This window comes from Bacillus cereus group sp. N8 (assembly GCF_016483685.1).
In the GTDB taxonomy this organism is placed as follows: Bacteria; Bacillota; Bacilli; order Bacillales; family Bacillaceae_G; genus Bacillus_A; species Bacillus_A proteolyticus.
The window spans coordinates 145,826-165,657 of record NZ_JAEHBK010000005.1 but is presented as its reverse complement, the minus strand read 5'-3'; the positions used below and the strand labels follow the sequence as shown (position 1 = coordinate 165,657).

Genomic DNA, 19,832 nt, shown 5'->3' with positions numbered 1-19,832 from the left:
ATTATAACAAGGCTAACTCCATTTTGCAACTACCTGTTTTTGTCTTTTTAAAAATTAAAAGCACAAGCGGCTCGTTCAGAATCCAGGACACTTCAAGCTCTCTCGCATGAAGCGCTTTTTGCTTCAGGCGAGAGAGCGAAATGACCGGAGATTCTAGCCGCTGGAGCTGGATATTAATTAAAAGCGCAAGCGGCTCGCTCAGAATGGAAGGTGGATGGAGCTTCTGACGCAGAGGCGCTTTTTGCCTCGTAGGAAGACGCGAAGCCACCGACCATTCTCGCCGCTGGAGCTAGATAACACCTGAAAGTGGAGGTGGCTCGTTCAGCTTTGACCAGCTAAGGTTCTTTCGCCCTAAAGGTGCTTTTTACCTTTCGGGCGGAAGGTTCTTAGATGCGAAGAGCTAGCCACCGGAACTGGATATTAATCAAAAGTGGAGATGACTCGCCCAGCTCTAATACAAAATATGATTTCCATCTCAAAAAACATAATTATTCCCATATATTACTCTCTCTAATATTCCCTTAAAAAACATAAAAAACTCGCTTACTACGAAATAAGCGAGTCCCAATCTTTTCCCTTTACTTAGTTGTTACATACCTTTTTGAGTCTGCAACAATGTTTTGTAAAAATTCTTCATTTGTCTTTGTTTGACGAAGTTTACGTAAGAAACTTTCAACAAAGTCTGGTGTATCACGCATCGTTTTACGAATACCCCATAATTTGTCTAAATGTTCTTTCGGAATTAACAGGTCTTCTTTACGCGTACCAGAGCGACGAATATCAATCGCTGGGAAGATACGACGCTCAGCTAATGAGCGATCTAAGTGAAGTTCCATATTTCCAGTTCCTTTAAACTCCTCGTAAATTACATCGTCCATACGAGACCCTGTATCAACAAGGGCTGTTGCTAAAATTGTTAAGCTACCGCCTTCTTCAATATTACGCGCAGCTCCGAAGAAGCGCTTCGGTCTATGGAAGGCAGCTGGATCGATACCACCGGATAATGTTCTACCACTTGGCGGAATAACAAGGTTGTAAGCACGCGCTAAACGGGTAATACTATCCATTAAAATGACAACATCTTTTTTATGTTCCACAAGACGCATTGCACGCTCTAATACAAGCTCGGCTACTTTAATATGATTTTCTGGTACTTCATCAAAAGTAGAGCTTACAACGTCACCTTTAACAGAACGTTCAATATCTGTTACTTCCTCTGGACGCTCATCAATTAAAAGTACAATTAATTCTGCTTCCGGATGATTTGTTGTGACACTGTGTGCAATTTCTTTTAACAGACTTGTTTTACCAGCCTTTGGAGGCGCAACAATTAAACCACGTTGTCCAAATCCAACTGGTGCGATTAAATCCATGATGCGTGTCGGTAACTTTTTCGTTTCCGTTTCCAATTTCATTTGGCGATCTGGGTATAACGGTGTTAATGCAGGGAAATGCACACGCTCTTTTGCTGATTCTGGATCATCACCGTTTACAGCTTCAACTTGTAATAATCCAAAATAGCGTTCATTTTCTTTCGGAGGTCGTACTTTACCAGAAACCTTATCTCCATTACGTAAATCGAAGCGACGAATTTGCGAAGCTGAGATATAAATATCTTCTGAGCTTGGAGAATAGTTGATAGGACGTAGGAATCCAAATCCTTCTGATTGAATAATTTCTAATACGCCTTCCATGAAAAAGAAACCTTCTTTTTCTGCTCGAGCTTTTAAGATAGCAAAGATTAGCTCTTTTTTCGTTAACTTGCTGTAATACGAAATCTTAAATTCTTTCGCAAGCTCGTATAACTCTTTTAATTTCATGTTTTCTAATGCTGCAATTGACAAATTCATTCAGACACCACACTTTAACGTTATTCTCTTTTCAAATGGGTAAAGGGAAAAAATACGGAAGGCAAATAATTAATAATGAAAGGCAATAAGTTCAAGTAGGGTAATATTCACTATTGTAACCCTTTTGTCTAGTTTTAATCAATACGTTGAAACACAAATACAAGAAGCGAAGACAAGAAAATTTGTCTTCGCTTTTTGCATGAACGGGCTGTAAGACTCCCACCTCAAAATCTGGCTATAAAGTACAGAATTTAGGCGGGAGATCAACCGCCCGTAAAAGCACGATTGGTGAAGGTTAATAATCAGCGGGGGATGAAGCTCCCCCCACTGATTAAAGTTTCACTTTATATTTCTTTCTTTTTTCTACTCACCTGATTTTAAGGAAGAATAGATGAGGCATTTCTACTTTTATTTAATCTAGTTTCGGCGGCTAGAATGGTCGGTAGATTCGCTTCTTCCTCCCATTCTGAACGAGCTGCCTCCACTTTTTATTTAATAACCAAGTTCGGTTTTTTATTTAAGCTATGACGTCCGTCTACGAAGCGTACTGTACCTGACTTCGCACGCATAACAAGGGATTGTGTTGTTCCTACGCTACCTTTAAATTGAACGCCGCGTAATAGTTCTCCGTCTGTTACACCTGTTGCAGCAAAGATTGCATCGTCACCTTTTACTAAGTCTTCCATACGAAGGATGCGATTTATATCTTCAATGCCCATTTTTTTACAACGTTCTAATTCAGCTTCGTCTTGTGGTAAGAGCTTTCCTTGAATTTCTCCGCCTAAGCATTTTAGCGCAACCGCAGCTAGTACACCTTCAGGAGCCCCACCAGAACCGAATAAAATATCTACACCTGTACGGTCAAATGCTGTATTGATTGCTCCAGCTACATCTCCATCATTAATTAACTTAATACGTGCACCAGCCTTACGAATTTCTTCGATAATTGCTTGATGACGTGGACGATTTAAAACTGTCGCTACAACATCTTCAATATCTTTATTCTTCGCTTTCGCAACGGCACGTAGGTTATCGATAATAGGTGCGTTAATATCAACTGCCCCAACTGCTTCTGGGCCAACCGCAATTTTATCCATGTACATGTCAGGAGCATGCAACAAATTACCATGATCTGCAATTGCAATAACAGCAAGTGCATTCCATCCGCCAGCTGCTACGATGTTAGTCCCCTCTAAAGGATCAACTGCAACGTCTACACGTGGTCCATATCCTGTACCTAATTTCTCTCCGATATACAGCATTGGTGCTTCATCCATTTCACCTTCGCCAATTACAACTGTCCCTTTCATCGGAACTGTATCAAATACATCACGCATAGCTGATGTTGCTGCACCGTCTGCCTCATCTTTTTTCCCGCGCCCCATCCAACGCGCTGATGATAATGCTGCAGCCTCCGTTACACGTACTAACTCCATAGATAAACTTCTTTCCACGATAATCCCTCTCCTTTAAGTCTTTATATTTCTGCCGTATTTTGTGAACCGTGTTTTTCTATAAAGTGTACTTCCGCAAGTGGTGATTCTTCGCTCCCCACTTGCGGAAGTATCATCACTTTAAGCGTTCTTCATTTCTTCAATCTCTTGATTTGTCATTTGTTCCCGCCAAATGTTTGCACCAAGCCCTTTAAGCTTGTCTACTATATTTTCATAGCCTCGATCAATATGTTCAAGTCCGGTTACTTCTGTAATTCCATCCGCCATTAACCCTGCAATAACAAGGGAAGCCCCAGCTCGTAAGTCACTTGCCTTCACTTTTGCACCTTGCAATAAAACAGGACCAGTTACAATTGCCGAACGACCTTCTACTTTAATTTGCGCATTCATACGACGCAATTCATCAATATGTTTGAAACGTGCGCCGTAAATTGTATCCGTGACAACTCCCGTCCCGTGCGCCTTTGTTAAAAGCGTCGTAAACGGCTGTTGTAAATCTGTTGGGAAACCTGGATATACAAGCGTTTTTATATCAACTACTTTTAACCTTCTATTACCGTTCACTGTAATTTGGTCATCGTTCGTTTCAACTTGGACACCAGCTTCTCTTAGCTTCGCAGTTACTGACTCTAAATGCTGAGGAATAACATTATCAACTGTTACTTCTCCTCCTGATGCAGCTCCTAAAATCATATACGTACCAGCTTCAATACGATCTGGAATGATAGTATGGTGACAACCATGCAGGGAGTCCACACCATCAATTCGGATTACATCTGTACCAGCACCTTTAATGCGCGCTCCCATACTTGTTAATAATGTGGCTACATCAATAATCTCCGGTTCTTTCGCTGCATTTTCAATAACAGTTCTACCTTTCGCTCGTACAGCCGCTAGCATAATATTGATTGTTGCTCCTACACTAACAACATCTAAATAAATACGTGCCCCGCGCAATTCATCGGCTCTTAAATAAATGGCACCTTGTTCATTTGTAACATGTGCCCCTAACGCTTCAAACCCTTTAATATGCTGATCAATCGGTCGTGGCCCTAAATGACATCCACCTGGAAGCCCAATAACAGCTTTTTTAAAACGGCCAAGCATTGCACCCATTAAATAATAAGAGGCGCGCAATTTTTTCACTTTTCCATTTGGTAAAGGCATCGCAACCATGTTAGAAGGATCGACTACCATCTCTTCTTCCTGCCCATAAGTTACTTTCCCTCCAATTTCCTCTAGTAAGTCTCCTAACATTTTCACGTCCGAAATATTAGGAACGCCACCGATAGTTACTGGAGTATCTGCTAAAATTGTCGCTGGAATTAATGCAACAGCACTGTTCTTTGCACCACTCACACGAATTGTTCCATTTAAAGCTCTTCCGCCTTCAATTAGCAACTTTTCCATATTGAGCTCCCTTCTCGTGAATGTATTTATCTTCTACTGCTTTATAAAAAGAAGTAAAAGGTTCCCCTTAAGAATCTCAACCACTCTTTCCACCCTAAAACTCAATAAGTAGAAAACCATCACCTGTAGCTCCCCTGCTGTACAAATAGATGAAGATTAACTATTCATCGAATCAAATTCCCCAACTCAGATACTCATCACATTTATTAATAGGACTATGCACATTATTTTCTATATTTGCAGGCTAAAAATTCATTTTATAAAATCTTTAGACTTGTTCACGCTTTCATTATACAACGAAAGGAAACCGTCTAAAAGACTAGACGGTTTCCAAAACGGAATTTTATTCTTACGCTTTACCGTTAGAACCGAACTCACGCATTTTACCAGCAACAGTTGCTTTAATAGCGTCGCGGCCAGGTCCAATAAATTTACGAGGATCGTAAACTTCTTGGTCTTTGTTTAATACTTCACGAACAGCTTTTGTAAACTCAATTTGGTTCTCAGTGTTTACGTTGATTTTTGAAGTACCTAAAGAAATAGCTTTTACGATATCAGCAGTTGGGATACCAGTACCACCGTGTAATACTAAAGGTACGCCAGTGAAGTCACGCACTTGTTCCATTTCAGCGAATCCTAAGTTAGGCTCACCTTTGTAAGGACCGTGTACAGAACCTAAAGCTGGAGCTAGGCAATCGATACCTGTTGCTTCAACAAGGTGTTTACACTCTGCTGGATCAGCGTAAATTACGCCTTCAGCGATGATGTCGTCTTCTTGTCCGCCAACTGTTCCAAGCTCAGCTTCAACAGATACGTTACGAGCGTGTGCGTATTCTACTACTTTTTTAGTAGTTTCAACGTTTTCTTCGAATGGGTGGTGAGAAGCGTCGATCATTACAGATGTGAAACCTGCATCGATTGCTTCTTTACATTTTTCGAAGCTTGAACCATGGTCAAGGTGAATCGCTACAGGAACAGTGATGTTCATTTCTTCGATTAAAGCTTTAACCATAGCTACAACTGTTTTGAAACCAGTCATATGACGAGCTGCACCCTCAGATACACCTAGGATTACAGGAGATTTTTCTTCTTCCGCAGCAGCTAAGATAGCTTGAGTCCACTCTAAGTTGTTCATGTTGAATTGACCAACTGCGTATTTTCCTTCTAGTGCTGTGTTTAGCATTTCTTTCATAGAAACTAAAGGCATGGTGAATCCTCCTAAAAAACGTTTTTTGTATCCGATAAGTTCTTATCGCTGGTAGTATGACCAGAATAAGGTAAAATATGTATATCTGTATACCGGACTTTTTTCTACACTCATTAGGATAACAACTTGTACTAAAAAACTCAACCGTATTCACCCGCTCAATAGTCCATGTAAACGCTTTTTTCCATATTTTTTATAAAAAATTCATTTTTTACGCCTCTACAGCAAGTTGATCTCTCACTGCTTGACGAATCTCATCAATATCAAACGGTTTAGCAAAGTGCATTAAAGCTCCTAAATCTTTCGCTTCTTGAATCATATCCAATTCTCCATAAGCAGTCATTAAAATCACTTTAATACTCTCATCAATTTCTTTTACATGTTTTAAAATCTCTATACCATCCATACCTGGGATTTTCATATCTAACACTACTAAATCTGGATTATCTTTTTTCACGATATCTAAAGCTTGAAATCCATTCGCTGCTTGGAACGTCTGATAACCTTCTTTTTGGAACACTTCATGTAATAACACACGAATGCCATATTGATCATCAACGATTAAAATTTTACCTTCCATAACTCCCAACCTTTCTGTGTAAGTACAAGATTTACAGCTTCTTATATCTTATCGATTTATTTTCGCTATTCTTTGCCAAATTCCTTCCTATTCTTTCTTATTTTACCGTTTACTATTTCGTTACGCTACCTACGATTTCACCTTTCTAAAAAAATAAATTATAATGAAAGCCGGCAAACACGTACGAAGGGAGTAACATTATGTTAAAAATTTTTTCAACTCAATTAAGTGGTTATTTCTCCAGAGTTTCTCAAAAAGAGGAAATGAATATAGAAGATAGCGCTCGTCTACTTGCTCAAGCACTAGTTGGCGATGGTTTCATTTATTTACATGGTACAAATGAAATGGAGGGCGTTGTTGCTGAAGCACTATTTGGTGCTGAACCAATGAAACAAGCAAAACGTTTAATAGAAGACGGCGAACTAGCGGCTGTAACCTCTGCGGACCGCGTGCTTCTTATTAGTCGTTTTTCGACGGATGAGGAAATTGTAAAAATCGCAAAAAAATTTCAAGAAGAAGGTCAATCTATTGTTGGAATCTCGGCTATTCAAGAAGGTACGGAATCACTGGAACAATACACAGATGTACATATCGATACAAAACTGTTAAAAGGCCTTATTCCAGATGATGAAGGTAACCGCTACGGGTTCCCAAGTTTAATTGTAGCTTTATTTGCTTATCACGGATTGAAATTTACAATTGATGAAATGTTAAACGAATATTAAAAAAAGCGCCCTATTTCAGGCGCTTTTTTTTATTACTTGCTCTCTTTATTCGTAATAGAAGCACTTACGAAGTCATGGAACAATGGTTGTGGACGGTTTGGACGAGATACAAGTTCTGGATGGAACTGTGCTGCCACGAACCAAGGGTGGTCTTTTAATTCAATGATTTCAACTAGACGACCGTCTGGGCTTGTACCAGAGAATACAAATCCTGCTTTTTCCATATCCGGACGGAATTGATTGTTGAACTCATAACGATGACGATGACGCTCATATACAACCGGCTCGTTGTAAGCATTGTAAGCATTTGTTTCTTCAGCAAGCTTACATGGGTATAGACCAAGACGAAGTGTACCACCTAAGTCTTCTACATCTTTTTGTTCTGGTAATAAATCGATAATTGCATAAGGTGTGTCAGGATTAATTTCAGAAGAGTTAGCTCCTTCTAATCCTAATACGTTACGTGCGAATTCGATTGATGCAAGTTGCATACCTAGGCAAATTCCTAAGAATGGAACTTTGTTTTCACGAGCATATTGAATTGCAACGATTTTACCTTCTACACCACGATCTCCAAAGCCACCTGGTACAAGGATACCATCTGTATCGCCAACTAATTCTTTCACGTTCTCTGCTGTTACGTGCTCAGCATTTACCCATTTTACTTCTACATCTGTGTCGAATGAATAACCTGCATGACGAAGTGCTTCTACAACAGAAATGTATGCATCTTGAAGTTCTACGTATTTACCAACAAGAGCGATTTTTGTTTTCTTAGAAAGGTTACGTACTTTATTAACTAGCGCAGTCCACTCTGTCATATCTGCAGCAGGATTGTCTAATTTCAAGTGATCGCAAACGATTTGATCCATGTTTTGCTCTTGAAGAGATAATGGAACCGCATATAAAGTATCTGCATCGCGTGCTTCGATAACTGCTTTTGTATCGATGTCACAGAATAATGCAAGCTTATCTTTCATGTCCTGAGAAACAGGTAGTTCTGTACGAACAACGATAATATTTGGTTGAATACCTAAGCTACGAAGCTCTTTAACGCTATGTTGTGTTGGTTTTGTTTTCATTTCACCCGCAGCTTTTAAGTACGGGATTAACGTACAGTGAATGTACATTACATTGTCACGACCGATGTCGCTCTTAATTTGACGAATTGCTTCTAAGAATGGTAGAGACTCGATATCACCAACAGTTCCACCGATTTCTGTAATAACAACGTCCGCGTTTGTTTCGCGACCAGAACGATATACACGTTCTTTAATTTCGTTAGTAATGTGAGGAATAACCTGAACTGTTCCCCCTAAGTATTCACCACGACGCTCTTTTTGAAGAACTGAAGAGTAAATTTTACCTGTTGTTACGTTGCTGTATTTATTTAAGTTGATGTCGATAAAACGCTCATAGTGACCAAGGTCTAAGTCCGTTTCTGCACCATCATCTGTTACGAATACCTCACCGTGTTGGTATGGGCTCATAGTCCCCGGGTCTACGTTAATGTATGGATCAAACTTTTGAATAGTTACGTTTAAACCACGATTTTTTAAAAGTCTTCCAAGAGATGCTGCTGTAATACCTTTACCTAAAGACGATACTACACCGCCTGTTACAAAAATATACTTAGTCATGAAAATACTCCCTTCTACCTTGTTGTTATATAATCACCGTTGCAAAGCGCAACGTATGTAGATAACACTGTACCTATCTTATTGTTAGACTCTTTTTATTTTCTAAACAAAAAACAAAAAAGAAAATTGCTCCCCTCATCACATAAGTAATAAGTAGGGAGCAATTTTCTTTTATATTTACACTTTAAAAGTATTATCGTCCTGTTTTAAAGAGCCCAAAAATGATTCTACATGGACGATAATGAAAAGTCAAGAACTACAGCTCTTCCTCTTCTTCTTCAGCTTCATCGTACTCAATTTCTTCTTCTGCGAATTCTTCATCATCTTCTTCTAAATCATCAAGATCATCATCTTCGTCATCTGCGTCTTCTTCTTCAAGAACCTTGTCCAAATCTTCTACATCATCTTCTTCGTCTGCATTTCCGTCTGCATCGTCGAATTCATCTTCATCTTCTTCGATGTAGTCGTCAAAACCGTCCTCTTCAACTTTACGTTTCTTCTTCGGCTTTGGCTGAGGTAAGATTTCTTCATCAATTTGCTCATATGGGTACCAGCTGCGTAGTCCCCAACGATTTTCTCCTAAATTAATGAAACGTCCATCGATGTTTAAATCTGTATAAAATTGTGCGAGTTTCGCATTAACTTGCTCTTGAGATAGTCCCAGCACTTGAGCGATTTCTTGAACCAACTCGTTGAATGTCGTTGCTTGTCTTTTATCCCCTAAAACGCTATGTACAACTTCAATCATTGAACATTCTTTTAGCTCTTCTGGTGAATATTGCTTAAAATTCACTTATGCGGCACTTCCTTTCTTCAAATATAACCTTATATATAACGGTCTGCTTAAAAAAATCCATACTATTCATTATAAACAAAAGTCGCACAAATATGCTACAAAAAAAACGGGAAACTTTAATATGGTAATAAAATTATAATTTGTCCATTCCTTATTTCGGAAGCATATGCGCCCCTTGCAATACATACCTAATTTGCATTTCTGTATATTCTTCAAGCGTATACAGTTTTTGCAGGGCCCAACGTCTAAATCCCCACATTTGTCCTTGTATGAAAATATTATGTGCAAGAAGCTGTATTTCTTTTTTATTTAATGTAAATGTTCCATTTTCCGTACACTGTTCTAAAATATTCTCGAACATTCCTACCATTTGAAACTCTTTTTCTAATACATATGGGAGTGATTCTTTCGGTAAAAAACGTACCTCTTGGTACATAATTAATACTTCTTCTTGCAATTCATCCATCACTTTAAAATAATTCGTTATTGCTATCTTTAAACTTTCTATACTTCCCTTCTCTGTACACACTACTTCCTCTAACCGCTCTTTTACATGTTCATATATACTATCACAAACTAAATATAAAACATCATCTTTTGTACGAATGTACTCATAAAGTGTTCCAATACTAAACCCAGCCGCCTTCGCAATTTCTCTCGTTGTTGTACGTGGGAACCCTTTTTGCTTAAACAGTTGCACCGCACCTTTAATCATTTGTTCACGCCTTAACGCAACTAATTTTTCATCTTTCACTGATGCATGTACATTATGTTTAACCATCCCCTTCACCTCTCTCTATTATTTTTGGAAGGAAAAAGCGTAGGAAAATACCTACGCTTTCGTTCCTATTTCGTTAACATACGAGAAATTACAAGTCTTTGAATCTCTTGCGTTCCCTCATATATCTGTGTAATCTTTGCATCGCGCATGTAACGCTCTACTGGATAATCTTTCGTATAACCATAACCACCAAATACTTGTACTGCTTCAGTCGTTACCTTCATCGCTGTATCACCTGCAAATACTTTTGACATCGCTGACTCTTTCCCGTACGGAAGCCCTTCAGATTCAAGCCAAGCCGCTTGATATGTTAAAAGACGCGCCGCCTCTACATCCGTTGCCATATCTGCAAGTTTAAAGCCAATCCCTTGCTGCGCCGCAATTGGCTTACCGAACTGATGACGCTCTCTTGCATATTCTACAGAAGCATCTAAGGCTGATTGTGCAATACCAACCGCTTGCGCCGCAATACCATTACGACCGCCATCTAACGTTTGCATCGCTACCTTAAATCCTTGCCCCTCTTCCCCTAGTAAATTCTCTACAGGAATGCGGCAGTCTTCAAACATAATTTCAGTAGTCGGCGAAGAGCGAATCCCTAGCTTGCTCTCTTTTTTCCCAACTGAAAATCCCGGCGTATCGCTCTCCACGATGAATGCGCTCGTACCGCGCTGCTTCGATTCAGGGTCTGTTAGTGCAAAAACAACATAAATATCAGCAATGCCACCATTTGTAATAAAGATTTTCGATCCATTTAAAATGTAATGGTCTCCATCTCGTTTCGCAGTTGTCCTCATTCCGCCAGCATCTGAACCGGAACTTGGTTCCGTTAAACCGTATGCGCCAATTTTCTTTCCTTCTGCCATTGGTCGTAAAAACTTTTGCTTTTGCTCTTCCGTTCCAAATTTAAAAATTGGCCAACCAGCAAGTGAAGTATGTGCAGACAATGTTACGCCTGTAGAAGCACATACGCGAGATAATTCTTCAATGGCAATTACATACGCTAAGTAATCGCTTCCAATTCCACCATACTCTTCAGGCCACGGAATGCCGGTTAAACCAAGCTCTGCCATTTGATCAAATAAAGCGCGATCAAATCGCTCTTCCTCATCACGCTCTGCCGCCGTCGGTGCTACTTCATTTCTTGCAAAATCCCGAACCATTTTTCTTATCATTTCATGTTCTTCTGATAATTTAAAATGCATTCCCGTCTCCCCCTCGTCTTTTTATAAAGCTCGACTAATTACAAGCTTTTGTATTTCGCTCGTTCCTTCATATATTTGCGTGATCTTCGCATCACGGAAAAATCTTTCTACTGGATAATCTTTTGTATAACCGTAACCGCCAAATACTTGCACCGCTTCAATTGCAACTTCAACAGCCGTCTTAGAAGCAAATAATTTCGCAATAGAAGCTTCTTTACCGCATGGTAATCCTTGCGCTCTTAGCGATGCCGCTCTGTATACAAGTAATCGCGCTGCTTCTACGCTAGTCGCCATATCTGCAAGTTTGAATCCGATTCCTTGCTGCGCCGCAATTGGCTTACCGAATTGCTCGCGCTCTTTCGCATAATCAATCGCACATGCAAGCGCCGCTTCCGCGATTCCTAATGCCTGCGCTCCGATTCCAATTCGCCCAACATCTAAATTCGCCATCGCCACCTTAAATCCTTGTCCTTCTTCACCAAGTAAATTCTCGGCCGGTACTTTCATATCTTCAAACGTAAGTTGCACTGTACGAGAACCAAGAAGACCCATCTTATGCTCATCTTTTCCGATGATTAAGCCTGGCGTATCTTTCTCTACTATAAATGCAGAAATGCCACTTTTCCCCGCCTCTGGATTTGTAGAAGCGAATACAATGTATGTACTTGCTTCGCCGCCATTCGTAATAAATACTTTCGATCCATTAATGATGTAGTGATCGTCTTTTTTTACAGCTCTTGATTTCAAACTACCTGCATCTGATCCTGCATTTGGTTCTGTTAGAGCAAATGCGCCTAAATACTCACCAGTCGCCAATTTAGAAACATATTTCTGCTTCTGTTCTTCTGTTCCGAAGTATAAAATCGGATTCATTCCAACTGACGTATGTACAGCTAAAATTACACCAACCGTTGCACTTACCTTTGAAATTTCCTCAATTGCTAGAATGTAAGAAATAAAATCCATTTCTGCCCCGCCATATTTTGCAGGCGCTGGAATACCCATTAGTCCAAGCTCACCCATCTTTTGCAAAATCTCTTTCGGGAACACCCCTTGTTCCATACTAGGAACAGAGGGAGCTATTTCCTTCTGCGCAAAATCTCGAACCATTTTCCTCATCATTTGTTGCTCTTCAGTAAAGTGAAAATTCATGTACTTCGCCTCCGTTTGCTATATATCTTTTTAACAATCTGGTAAGACCACTATTTTAATAAAGGGAGGACTTTATTCGTAAACGTAGAAACCACGACCCGTTTTACGTCCTAACCATCCTGCATTCACATACTTGCGTAATAATGGACATGGGCGATATTTACTATCTCCTAATCCTTCATGCAACACTTCCATAATGTATAAACACGTATCTAAACCGATAAAATCAGCGAGTGTCAAAGGTCCCATCGGATGATTCATACCGAGCTTCATTACTTCATCAATCGCTTCTTTCGTTGCTACACCTTCATATAACGTATAGATCGCTTCGTTAATCATTGGTAATAAAATACGGTTCGATACAAACCCTGGGAAATCATTTACTTCCACTGGCACTTTCCCGATTTTTTTCGTAATATCCTCAATCGTTTCGTACACTGCATCATCTGTAGCTAAACCACGAATAATTTCAACGAGTTTCATAACTGGAACTGGATTCATAAAGTGCATGCCGATTACTTTCTCAGGACGTTTCGTTACCGCTGCAATTTCCGTAATTGGTAACGATGACGTATTCGTCGCTAAAATTGCGTGTTCTGGAGCGATTTCATCTAGATTCGCAAAAATTTTCTTTTTAATATCCATTTTCTCAACAGCTGCTTCAATAACAAGATCCGCTTCTTTGACACTATTTAGATCGAGCGTCCATGTAAGACGATTTAAAGTCGCTTCTTTCTCTTCTTCCTTCATACGGCCTTTTTCTACTTGACGGGCTAAATTTTTCGAAATAACAGCTAGCCCTCGGTCTAACTGCTCTTGCTTTAAATCTTGCACTTTCACATCATAGCCTGCCATTGCACACACTTGTGCGATACCTGAACCCATTTGTCCTGCACCAATTACAACTATTTTTTGTACACCCATTCTTTCTTCCCCCTTAATATAAGTTGTTAATAAACCCAAAATTTCCTGAACGTAAATTAATGAACCTCAATCATCACTGCATCACCTTGACCGCCACCGCTACAAATAGAAGCAATTCCAATTCCGCCGCCGCGCTGCTTCAGTGCATGGATAAGTGTAACGATAATACGTGCTCCGCTCGCTCCAATTGGATGCCCCATTGCTACAGCACCGCCATTTACATTCAATTTTTCCGGATCAATCCCTGCAATTTCAGTACTTGCAATTGCTACCGCCGCAAATGCCTCATTGATTTCAAATAGATCAATTTCTTCAATTGTCTTACCTGTCTTTTTCAGCAATTCATTAATTGCATAACCTGGCGTTCTTGGGAAATCCTTCGATTCTACCGCAATTGCTGTATGCGCCAAAATTGTCGCTAATGGCTTTCTTCCCTCTTGCTTCGCTCTGTCCTCGCTCATTAATACAAGCGCCGCACCGCCATCATTTAGTCCAGGAGCATTACCAGCTGTCACCGCTGACGTCTTATCAAATACAGGCTTTAATTTTGCTAATTTTTCAATCGTTGTATCCTCGCGTGGCGCCTCATCCTTAGCCACGACGATAGGATCGCCTTTTCTTTGCTGAATTGTTACTGGTACAATCTCCTCTTCAAAACGACCTTCCTTATGTGCTGAAACCGCACGTTGATGGCTACGATATGCCCATTCATCTTGTGCTTCGCGAGAGATCCCGTCTTCTTTTGCAACTTCCCCTCCATAAACACCCATGTGTATACCTGAAAATGCGCATGTTAAACCGTCTGCAACGTTTAAATCGATAACTTCGTTATTACCCATTCTGTATCCCCATCTTGCTCCTCGTAAAATGTAAGGACTGTTACTCATCGATTCCATTCCACCAGCTACAATCAGTGATTGGTCACCAGTACGAATAATTTGATCCGCTAAAGTAACTGCGCGAAGCCCTGATGCACAAACTTTATTTACTGTTTCTGTCTGCACTTCCCAAGGAATTCCAGCCGCTCTTGCTGCTTGGCGTGATGGAATTTGTCCTTGTCCTCCTTGGATAACCGTTCCAAATATAACTTCTTCAACATCACTCGCGGAAATATTCGCCCTTTCAAGCGCTGCCTTAATTGCGATTCCTCCAAGTTCCGTTGCTTTCACGTCTTTTAAAGTCCCTCCAAATTTCCCAACCGGTGTTCTTGCAGCACTTAAAATAACTGTTTTACTCATGTTTCTTTCCCCCATTTCTTTTTTTAACGCCGAGCGCTCGCTCGGTATTCCTACGTTGAGAAGAGGTGCAATAATTGCACCTCTTTCTAAAGTTGTATGCATTCCCACAAACTAGATTGCTTCTTTCTTCTGTCCGATAACTGAGCGTTCTAAAATCTCTGTTACGTCCAGAGTTTGAACCGTTTCTTCAACTTCTTTCGCTTTCGTACCGTCACTAATCATCGTTAAGCAATATGGGCATCCTGTACCGATAATTGACGGTTGTACAGCCAGCGCTTGTTCTGTACGAGCAACGTTAATACGAGAACCAGCCGTTTCTTCCATCCACATTAAGCCGCCACCTGCACCACAGCACATTCCCGTTTCACGGTTACGCGCCATTTCTACAAGGTTTACACCTGGAATTGCTTTTAGAATATCGCGCGGTGCCTCATATACTTCGTTGTATCTTCCTAAGTAACAGGAATCATGGTACGTAACTGTTTCTTCAATAGAATGGACAGGTTTTAAACGTCCTTCCTTCACCCACTGGGCTAGTAATTCTGTATGATGATAGACTTCTGCTTGTAAGCCAAAGTCCGGGTACTCATTTTTAAAAATGTTATAAGCATGAGGGTCAATCGTAACGATTTTCTTCACTCCTGCTTTTTCAAATTCTTCAATGTTTTTCGTTGCCATCTCTTGGAATACAAATTCGTTTCCGAGGCGGCGCGGTGTATCACCAGAGTTCTTTTCCTTATTACCAAGAATTGCGAATGAAATGTCTGCTTCGTTCATTAGCTTCGCAAATGATATCGCAATCTTCTGACTGCGGTTGTCATACGAACCCATTGATCCAACCCAGAATAAGTATTCAAACTCTTCGCCTGCTTTTGATTTCTCTTTTACAGTTGGAACTGTTACTTCATCATCACCTTGACGCCATGTTTCACGCTCTTTACGATTCAGTCCCCACGGATTACCTTGACGCTCGATATTAGTCATTGCACGCTGCGCCTCTGCATCCATTTTCCCTTCTGTTAAAACGAGATAGCGGCGTAAATCAATAATTTTATCAACATGTTCATTCATAACTGGACACTGATCTTCACAGTTACGGCACGTTGTACATGCCCAAATCTCTTCTTCTGTAATAACATCTCCGATTAAGCTCGGATCGTAAGCGAGTGCTGTAGCTGCTGATTCTTGTTGTCCTTTTCCAGCTGCCATCATCGCTAACTGATTTCCTTGTGTATTATTAAAAGCAACAACTGGAACCCACGGTGCTTTTGATGTTACCGCTGCTCCTTTATCAGTTAAATGATCACGAAGTTTTAAAATTAAATCCATCGGTGATAACATTTTGCCTGTTCCTGTTGCCGGACACATATTTGTACAACGGCCACATTCTACGCAAGCATATAAATCAACGAGCTGATTTTGTCTAAAGTCTTCAATTTTACCAACACCGAATGTTTCTTGTGTTTCATCTTCAAAATCGATTTTTTCAAGTTTTCCCGGATTTGAAAGACGACCAAAAAACACGTTAACTGGTCCAGCAATTAAATGCGCATGTTTTGATTGTGGAACATACACTAAAAATGTTAACAAGATTAGTAAATGCACCCACCAAGAGAAATAGAACACAGAAATGGCTACGGTTTCATTTATCCCTGAGAAAACGTAAGCGATTGCAGAAGCGATTGGTTCACTCCATGAAAGCTCCTCACCGTGCCATATAATTCCCATCCCATTACCAAGTAGCACAGAAATCATTAAGCCACCAATAAAGATAAGAACAAGACCTGATTTGAAATTACGTTTTAAACGAACAAGCTTTTCAACATAGCGTCTATGGAAAGCCCAAAAGACTGCAATTAAAATAACAAGTGTGACAATTTCCTGGAAGAATGTAAATGCAGGGTATAGTGGTCCAAGTGGAAGATGTGATCCTGGTGCGAGCCCTTTCCAAACGAAGTCAATTGCTCCAAATTGGACAAGAATAAATCCGTAAAAGAACATAACGTGAATGATGCCGCTCTTTTTATCTTTCAGCAGCTTTTTCTGACCGAAAACATTGACCTTAAGAAGATCCCAACGCTCTTTAAAACGACGGTCAAATTCAATCTTTTTTCCTAATTGTATGTAGGCCATCCTCGTTCGTATAAGATATACAAACAAATATCCCGCATAAGCAATAACAGCAATGGCAGCCAGCCAATTAATGATCAGTAAGCTATTCATTTTTATGCTACCCCTCTCTTTGTAAGCTCTCTTTCTTTTTAGAATCTTCAAAAACATATAATTTTCTGAATTTTATCCCCTACCTTCATTATATAATGAGTGAGCATTCAGTCAACAGTTTTTTGTTATACAACAACATATTTTTTAATAAAGCTGTTTATTTGGGTGAAACTATAAAGTGAAACTTTAATCAGTAGGGAGCTGTTTATGCCCTCCTGATTATTAGCCCACACCAATCGGGCTTTTACGGGCTGTTGCCTCCCGCCTGACTCCTTTGAGTAAGCCTAATTTTGAGGTAGGAGGCTTACTACCCGCAAATAGCGGGGTAAAGTGAAATTTTGATTTGTAAAAAACTGATGGTGAAAAGACCGTGAAGGAGGGAATTTACTTATGTTCTTCTTATCTCTCTTGTTAATAGGTAGCGCTCTCTGGATTACAATCGACCTTTCATATGGGAGAGTTGTTCATTTAAAGCGTGTACGTTCTCGTTCTTTCCCTTTACGTCAAAGTGATTTTCACCTTTATACATACGGAAAAGATTTGTATGACACCCTATTTACTGATATAAAACAAGCTAAACACCATGTGCACGTTTTATTTTTTATTGTAAAAAATGATGAGATAAGTCGTAAGTTTTTAAAGTTACTTATCGATAAAGCACAAGAAGGAATTGAAGTAAGACTTTTACTCGACCGGTTTGGCAGTCATTATTTATCAAAAGAAGCGATTTACTCGCTACAAAAGCATGGTGTCTCTTTTTCATTTTGTCACAAAGTAAAATTTCCTTTTCCTTTCTTTTCTGCAAATCAAAGAAATCATAGAAAAATTATAGTTATTGACGGGGAAATTGGCTATATTGGTGGATTTAATATTGGCGAGGAATATTTAGGGCATAATCAAAAGTTAGGATTATGGCGAGATTATCATTTACGTCTTACAGGAGAAGGGATACAAGATTTACAAAAACAATTTTTACATGATTGGCTCGACGATACAGGCCAAAATTTATTAGATTCATCTCTTTATTTTCCTAAGCAACAACCAGGGACCGTTCTACATCGTTTTATCCCTACTGATGGTGCCTATTTACAAAATACATTTTTACAATTAATCGAAAGCGCGAAAAAAGAAATCTTTATCGGTACACCCTATTTCATTCCTGGAAAAAAAATTATGAACGCATTATTAAACGCACGAAAACGTGGGGTTCAAATAACTATTCTCGTTCCACAAAAGGCCGATCACGCCCTCGTTAGAGAAGCAAAATTCCCATATTGCCGAAAGTCAATACAAGCTGGTTGTAATATTTACGCTTTTCAACAAGGATTTTTTCACGCAAAAATCATTATAGTAGACGATCATATTTGTGATATTGGAACTGCTAATTTTGATATGAGAAGTTTATATATTAATCATGAAATCAACTGCCTTTTGTACGATAAACACTTCATACAAGAAGTAAAAAATAAATTCCATGAAGATCTAAAAAATGCGTCATTACTTTCCTTTGATGATGTCAGCCCACTTTCCCTTATTGATAGGGGCAAAGAATGGATAGGAACGATATTTGCGTTCTTTTTATAGGAAAGGCGATGAATAAAAGAGGTGTATCCTTTATGATTATGCGGTTTGGATATGTCTCACATGCAATGGCACTCTGGGACTGTTCTCCTGCTAAAACGATGACATTTACAAGCTTTAAAAAACTCAATAAACAAGAGCGAGAAGATAAATTGTACCATGTTACAAGGCAGAATCTAGAGCATACAATACGCATCCTTCATTACAATATTGCACACGAAATTCCATTATATCGTTTATCATCTTCTATCGTTCCGCTTGCAACACATCCTGAAGTTGAATTTGATTACATTCAACTATTTGCTCCACTATGGCGTAAAATAGGAGCATTAATTCAAGAACACAATTTACGCGTAAGTTTTCACCCAAACCAATTCACACTATTTACAAGCGACAAACCACATATTACAACTAATGCAATTACAGATATGACCTATCATTATAACGTGTTAAATGCTATGGGAATTGCAGATTCTTCCTACATTAATATTCATGTAGGTGGCGCGTATGGAAATAAGGAGAAGGCAATCGAACGGTTTCATGAAAACATACAAAAACTTCCTTATCATATAAAAAGACAAATGACTCTTGAAAATGACGATAAAACATATACAACTTCTGAAACTTTGGCTATTTGCCAAAAAGAAAAAATCCCTTTCGTGTTCGATTATCATCATCACATAGCGAACCTTTGTGGTGAACCGCTAGAAGAGTTACTTCCTATGATATTTGAAACTTGGTCACATACAAATATCCCACCTAAAGTTCATATTTCTTCTCCTAAATCAGAAAAAGAATTTAGGGCCCACTCAGATTATATTGATTTAGAATTTATTAAACCCTTTTTGCACATTGCAAAAAAAGTTGGCCGTAATTTCGATATTATGATTGAAAGCAAACAAAAGGATTTAGCACTTCTCCAATTAATAAGTGAAATCTCTTCAATAAGAGGAATAAAAAGAAAAAATGGCGCAACGTTACAATGGTGATTTGTAACATTGCGCTATTTTTTCAAAAAAAAGTAATTTTCACAGTAAAAAATATCCCAATTTATATGCTATTATTT

General features: G+C 39.3%; 17 protein-coding genes. 3 read left to right on the top strand and 14 right to left on the bottom strand.

All coding sequences use genetic code 11. The annotated features are described in order from the left end of the window. Position 1 precedes the first annotated feature (1 nt). The 6 genes from JDS80_RS10795 to spo0F all read right to left on the bottom strand — a co-directional run bounded on the left by JDS80_RS10795 (position 2) and on the right by spo0F (position 6,501). Entirely contained in the window at positions 2–268 is a 267-nt protein-coding gene (locus JDS80_RS10795; RefSeq protein ID WP_165616018.1) for a hypothetical protein, read from the bottom strand. A 310-nt stretch (positions 269–578) separates the two neighbouring features. Further along, the gene (gene rho, locus JDS80_RS10790; RefSeq protein WP_002174368.1) at positions 579–1,850 is read right to left on the bottom strand and encodes a transcription termination factor Rho; all 1,272 of its coding nucleotides are present in this window, start codon (positions 1,848–1,850) and stop codon (positions 579–581) included. A 488-nt stretch (positions 1,851–2,338) separates the two neighbouring features. Then, positions 2,339–3,304 (bottom strand): class II fructose-bisphosphatase, encoded by a 966-nt coding sequence (gene glpX / locus JDS80_RS10785; protein ID WP_071744057.1) that lies wholly within the window; start codon positions 3,302–3,304, stop codon positions 2,339–2,341. Positions 3,305–3,424: 120 nt separating this feature from the next. Beyond that, entirely contained in the window at positions 3,425–4,714 is a 1,290-nt protein-coding gene (gene murA / locus JDS80_RS10780) for a UDP-N-acetylglucosamine 1-carboxyvinyltransferase (protein WP_071744056.1), read from the bottom strand. Positions 4,715–5,063: 349 nt separating this feature from the next. Then, positions 5,064–5,921, bottom strand: a complete 858-nt coding sequence (locus JDS80_RS10775) for a class II fructose-bisphosphate aldolase (RefSeq protein ID WP_001131859.1) — start codon at positions 5,919–5,921, stop codon at positions 5,064–5,066. Positions 5,922–6,132: 211 nt separating this feature from the next. After that, on the bottom strand, positions 6,133–6,501 hold the full coding sequence (spo0F, locus tag JDS80_RS10770; RefSeq protein WP_000398592.1) for a sporulation initiation phosphotransferase Spo0F: 369 nt from the start codon (positions 6,499–6,501) through the stop codon (positions 6,133–6,135). Between the two features lie 200 nt (positions 6,502–6,701). On the opposite strand from spo0F, the gene JDS80_RS10765 reads away from it, so the two are divergent. Next, complete coding sequence (locus JDS80_RS10765; protein WP_071744055.1) at positions 6,702–7,226, top strand: DUF2529 domain-containing protein; 525 nt, start codon at positions 6,702–6,704, stop codon at positions 7,224–7,226. Between the two features lie 32 nt (positions 7,227–7,258). Here JDS80_RS10765 and pyrG read toward each other — a convergent pair whose 3' ends face one another. From pyrG to JDS80_RS10725, 8 genes are all read right to left on the bottom strand, one after another. Next, positions 7,259–8,866 carry a CTP synthase gene (gene pyrG / locus JDS80_RS10760; protein WP_000170445.1) on the bottom strand — a complete coding sequence of 536 codons (1,608 nt, stop codon included), beginning with the start codon at positions 8,864–8,866 and terminating at the stop codon, positions 7,259–7,261. A 256-nt stretch (positions 8,867–9,122) separates the two neighbouring features. Beyond that, complete coding sequence (rpoE, locus tag JDS80_RS10755) at positions 9,123–9,659, bottom strand: DNA-directed RNA polymerase subunit delta (protein ID WP_071744054.1); 537 nt, start codon at positions 9,657–9,659, stop codon at positions 9,123–9,125. A gap of 154 nt (positions 9,660–9,813) precedes the next feature. Continuing rightward, complete coding sequence (locus JDS80_RS10750; RefSeq protein WP_000238599.1) at positions 9,814–10,443, bottom strand: TetR/AcrR family transcriptional regulator; 630 nt, start codon at positions 10,441–10,443, stop codon at positions 9,814–9,816. A gap of 65 nt (positions 10,444–10,508) precedes the next feature. Then, entirely contained in the window at positions 10,509–11,648 is a 1,140-nt protein-coding gene (gene acdA, locus JDS80_RS10745; protein WP_071744053.1) for an acyl-CoA dehydrogenase AcdA, read from the bottom strand. Positions 11,649–11,669: 21 nt separating this feature from the next. Continuing rightward, the gene (locus JDS80_RS10740; protein WP_199638400.1) at positions 11,670–12,800 is read right to left on the bottom strand and encodes an acyl-CoA dehydrogenase; all 1,131 of its coding nucleotides are present in this window, start codon (positions 12,798–12,800) and stop codon (positions 11,670–11,672) included. A 72-nt stretch (positions 12,801–12,872) separates the two neighbouring features. Continuing rightward, the gene (locus JDS80_RS10735; RefSeq protein WP_071744052.1) at positions 12,873–13,724 is read right to left on the bottom strand and encodes a 3-hydroxybutyryl-CoA dehydrogenase; all 852 of its coding nucleotides are present in this window, start codon (positions 13,722–13,724) and stop codon (positions 12,873–12,875) included. Between the two features lie 56 nt (positions 13,725–13,780). Further along, positions 13,781–15,064, bottom strand: coding sequence for an acetyl-CoA C-acetyltransferase (locus JDS80_RS10730; RefSeq protein WP_139254617.1), 1,284 nt, complete (start codon positions 15,062–15,064; stop codon positions 13,781–13,783). 9 nt (positions 15,065–15,073) lie between these two features. Continuing rightward, complete coding sequence (locus tag JDS80_RS10725; RefSeq protein ID WP_098889044.1) at positions 15,074–17,185, bottom strand: (Fe-S)-binding protein; 2,112 nt, start codon at positions 17,183–17,185, stop codon at positions 15,074–15,076. Positions 17,186–17,575: 390 nt separating this feature from the next. Between JDS80_RS10725 and cls the strand changes: the two genes are divergently transcribed. Beyond that, positions 17,576–18,769 carry a cardiolipin synthase gene (cls, locus tag JDS80_RS10720; protein WP_199638398.1) on the top strand — a complete coding sequence of 398 codons (1,194 nt, stop codon included), beginning with the start codon at positions 17,576–17,578 and terminating at the stop codon, positions 18,767–18,769. A gap of 32 nt (positions 18,770–18,801) precedes the next feature. Next, the gene (uvsE, locus tag JDS80_RS10715; protein WP_071744075.1) at positions 18,802–19,755 is read left to right on the top strand and encodes a UV DNA damage repair endonuclease UvsE; all 954 of its coding nucleotides are present in this window, start codon (positions 18,802–18,804) and stop codon (positions 19,753–19,755) included. Positions 19,756–19,832 lie beyond the last annotated feature (77 nt).

Excerpts from the sequence above, each read along its gene's own strand:
- JDS80_RS10735 (WP_071744052.1), bottom strand. The coding sequence starts at position 13,724 with ATGGGTGTACAAAAAATAGTTGTAATTGGTGCAGGACAAATGGGTTCA.
- rho (WP_002174368.1), bottom strand. The coding sequence starts at position 1,850 with ATGAATTTGTCAATTGCAGCATTAGAAAACATGAAATTAAAAGAGTTA.
- pyrG (WP_000170445.1), bottom strand. The coding sequence starts at position 8,866 with ATGACTAAGTATATTTTTGTAACAGGCGGTGTAGTATCGTCTTTAGGT.
- JDS80_RS10765 (WP_071744055.1), top strand. The coding sequence starts at position 6,702 with ATGTTAAAAATTTTTTCAACTCAATTAAGTGGTTATTTCTCCAGAGTT.
- JDS80_RS10730 (WP_139254617.1), bottom strand. The coding sequence starts at position 15,064 with ATGCATACAACTTTAGAAAGAGGTGCAATTATTGCACCTCTTCTCAAC.
- acdA (WP_071744053.1), bottom strand. The coding sequence starts at position 11,648 with ATGCATTTTAAATTATCAGAAGAACATGAAATGATAAGAAAAATGGTT.
- murA (WP_071744056.1), bottom strand. The coding sequence starts at position 4,714 with ATGGAAAAGTTGCTAATTGAAGGCGGAAGAGCTTTAAATGGAACAATT.
- uvsE (WP_071744075.1), top strand. The coding sequence starts at position 18,802 with ATGATTATGCGGTTTGGATATGTCTCACATGCAATGGCACTCTGGGAC.
- JDS80_RS10725 (WP_098889044.1), bottom strand. The coding sequence starts at position 17,185 with ATGAATAGCTTACTGATCATTAATTGGCTGGCTGCCATTGCTGTTATT.
- cls (WP_199638398.1), top strand. The coding sequence starts at position 17,576 with ATGTTCTTCTTATCTCTCTTGTTAATAGGTAGCGCTCTCTGGATTACA.
- JDS80_RS10740 (WP_199638400.1), bottom strand. The coding sequence starts at position 12,800 with ATGAATTTTCACTTTACTGAAGAGCAACAAATGATGAGGAAAATGGTT.
- JDS80_RS10775 (WP_001131859.1), bottom strand. The coding sequence starts at position 5,921 with ATGCCTTTAGTTTCTATGAAAGAAATGCTAAACACAGCACTAGAAGGA.
- spo0F (WP_000398592.1), bottom strand. The coding sequence starts at position 6,501 with ATGGAAGGTAAAATTTTAATCGTTGATGATCAATATGGCATTCGTGTG.
- JDS80_RS10750 (WP_000238599.1), bottom strand. The coding sequence starts at position 10,443 with ATGGTTAAACATAATGTACATGCATCAGTGAAAGATGAAAAATTAGTT.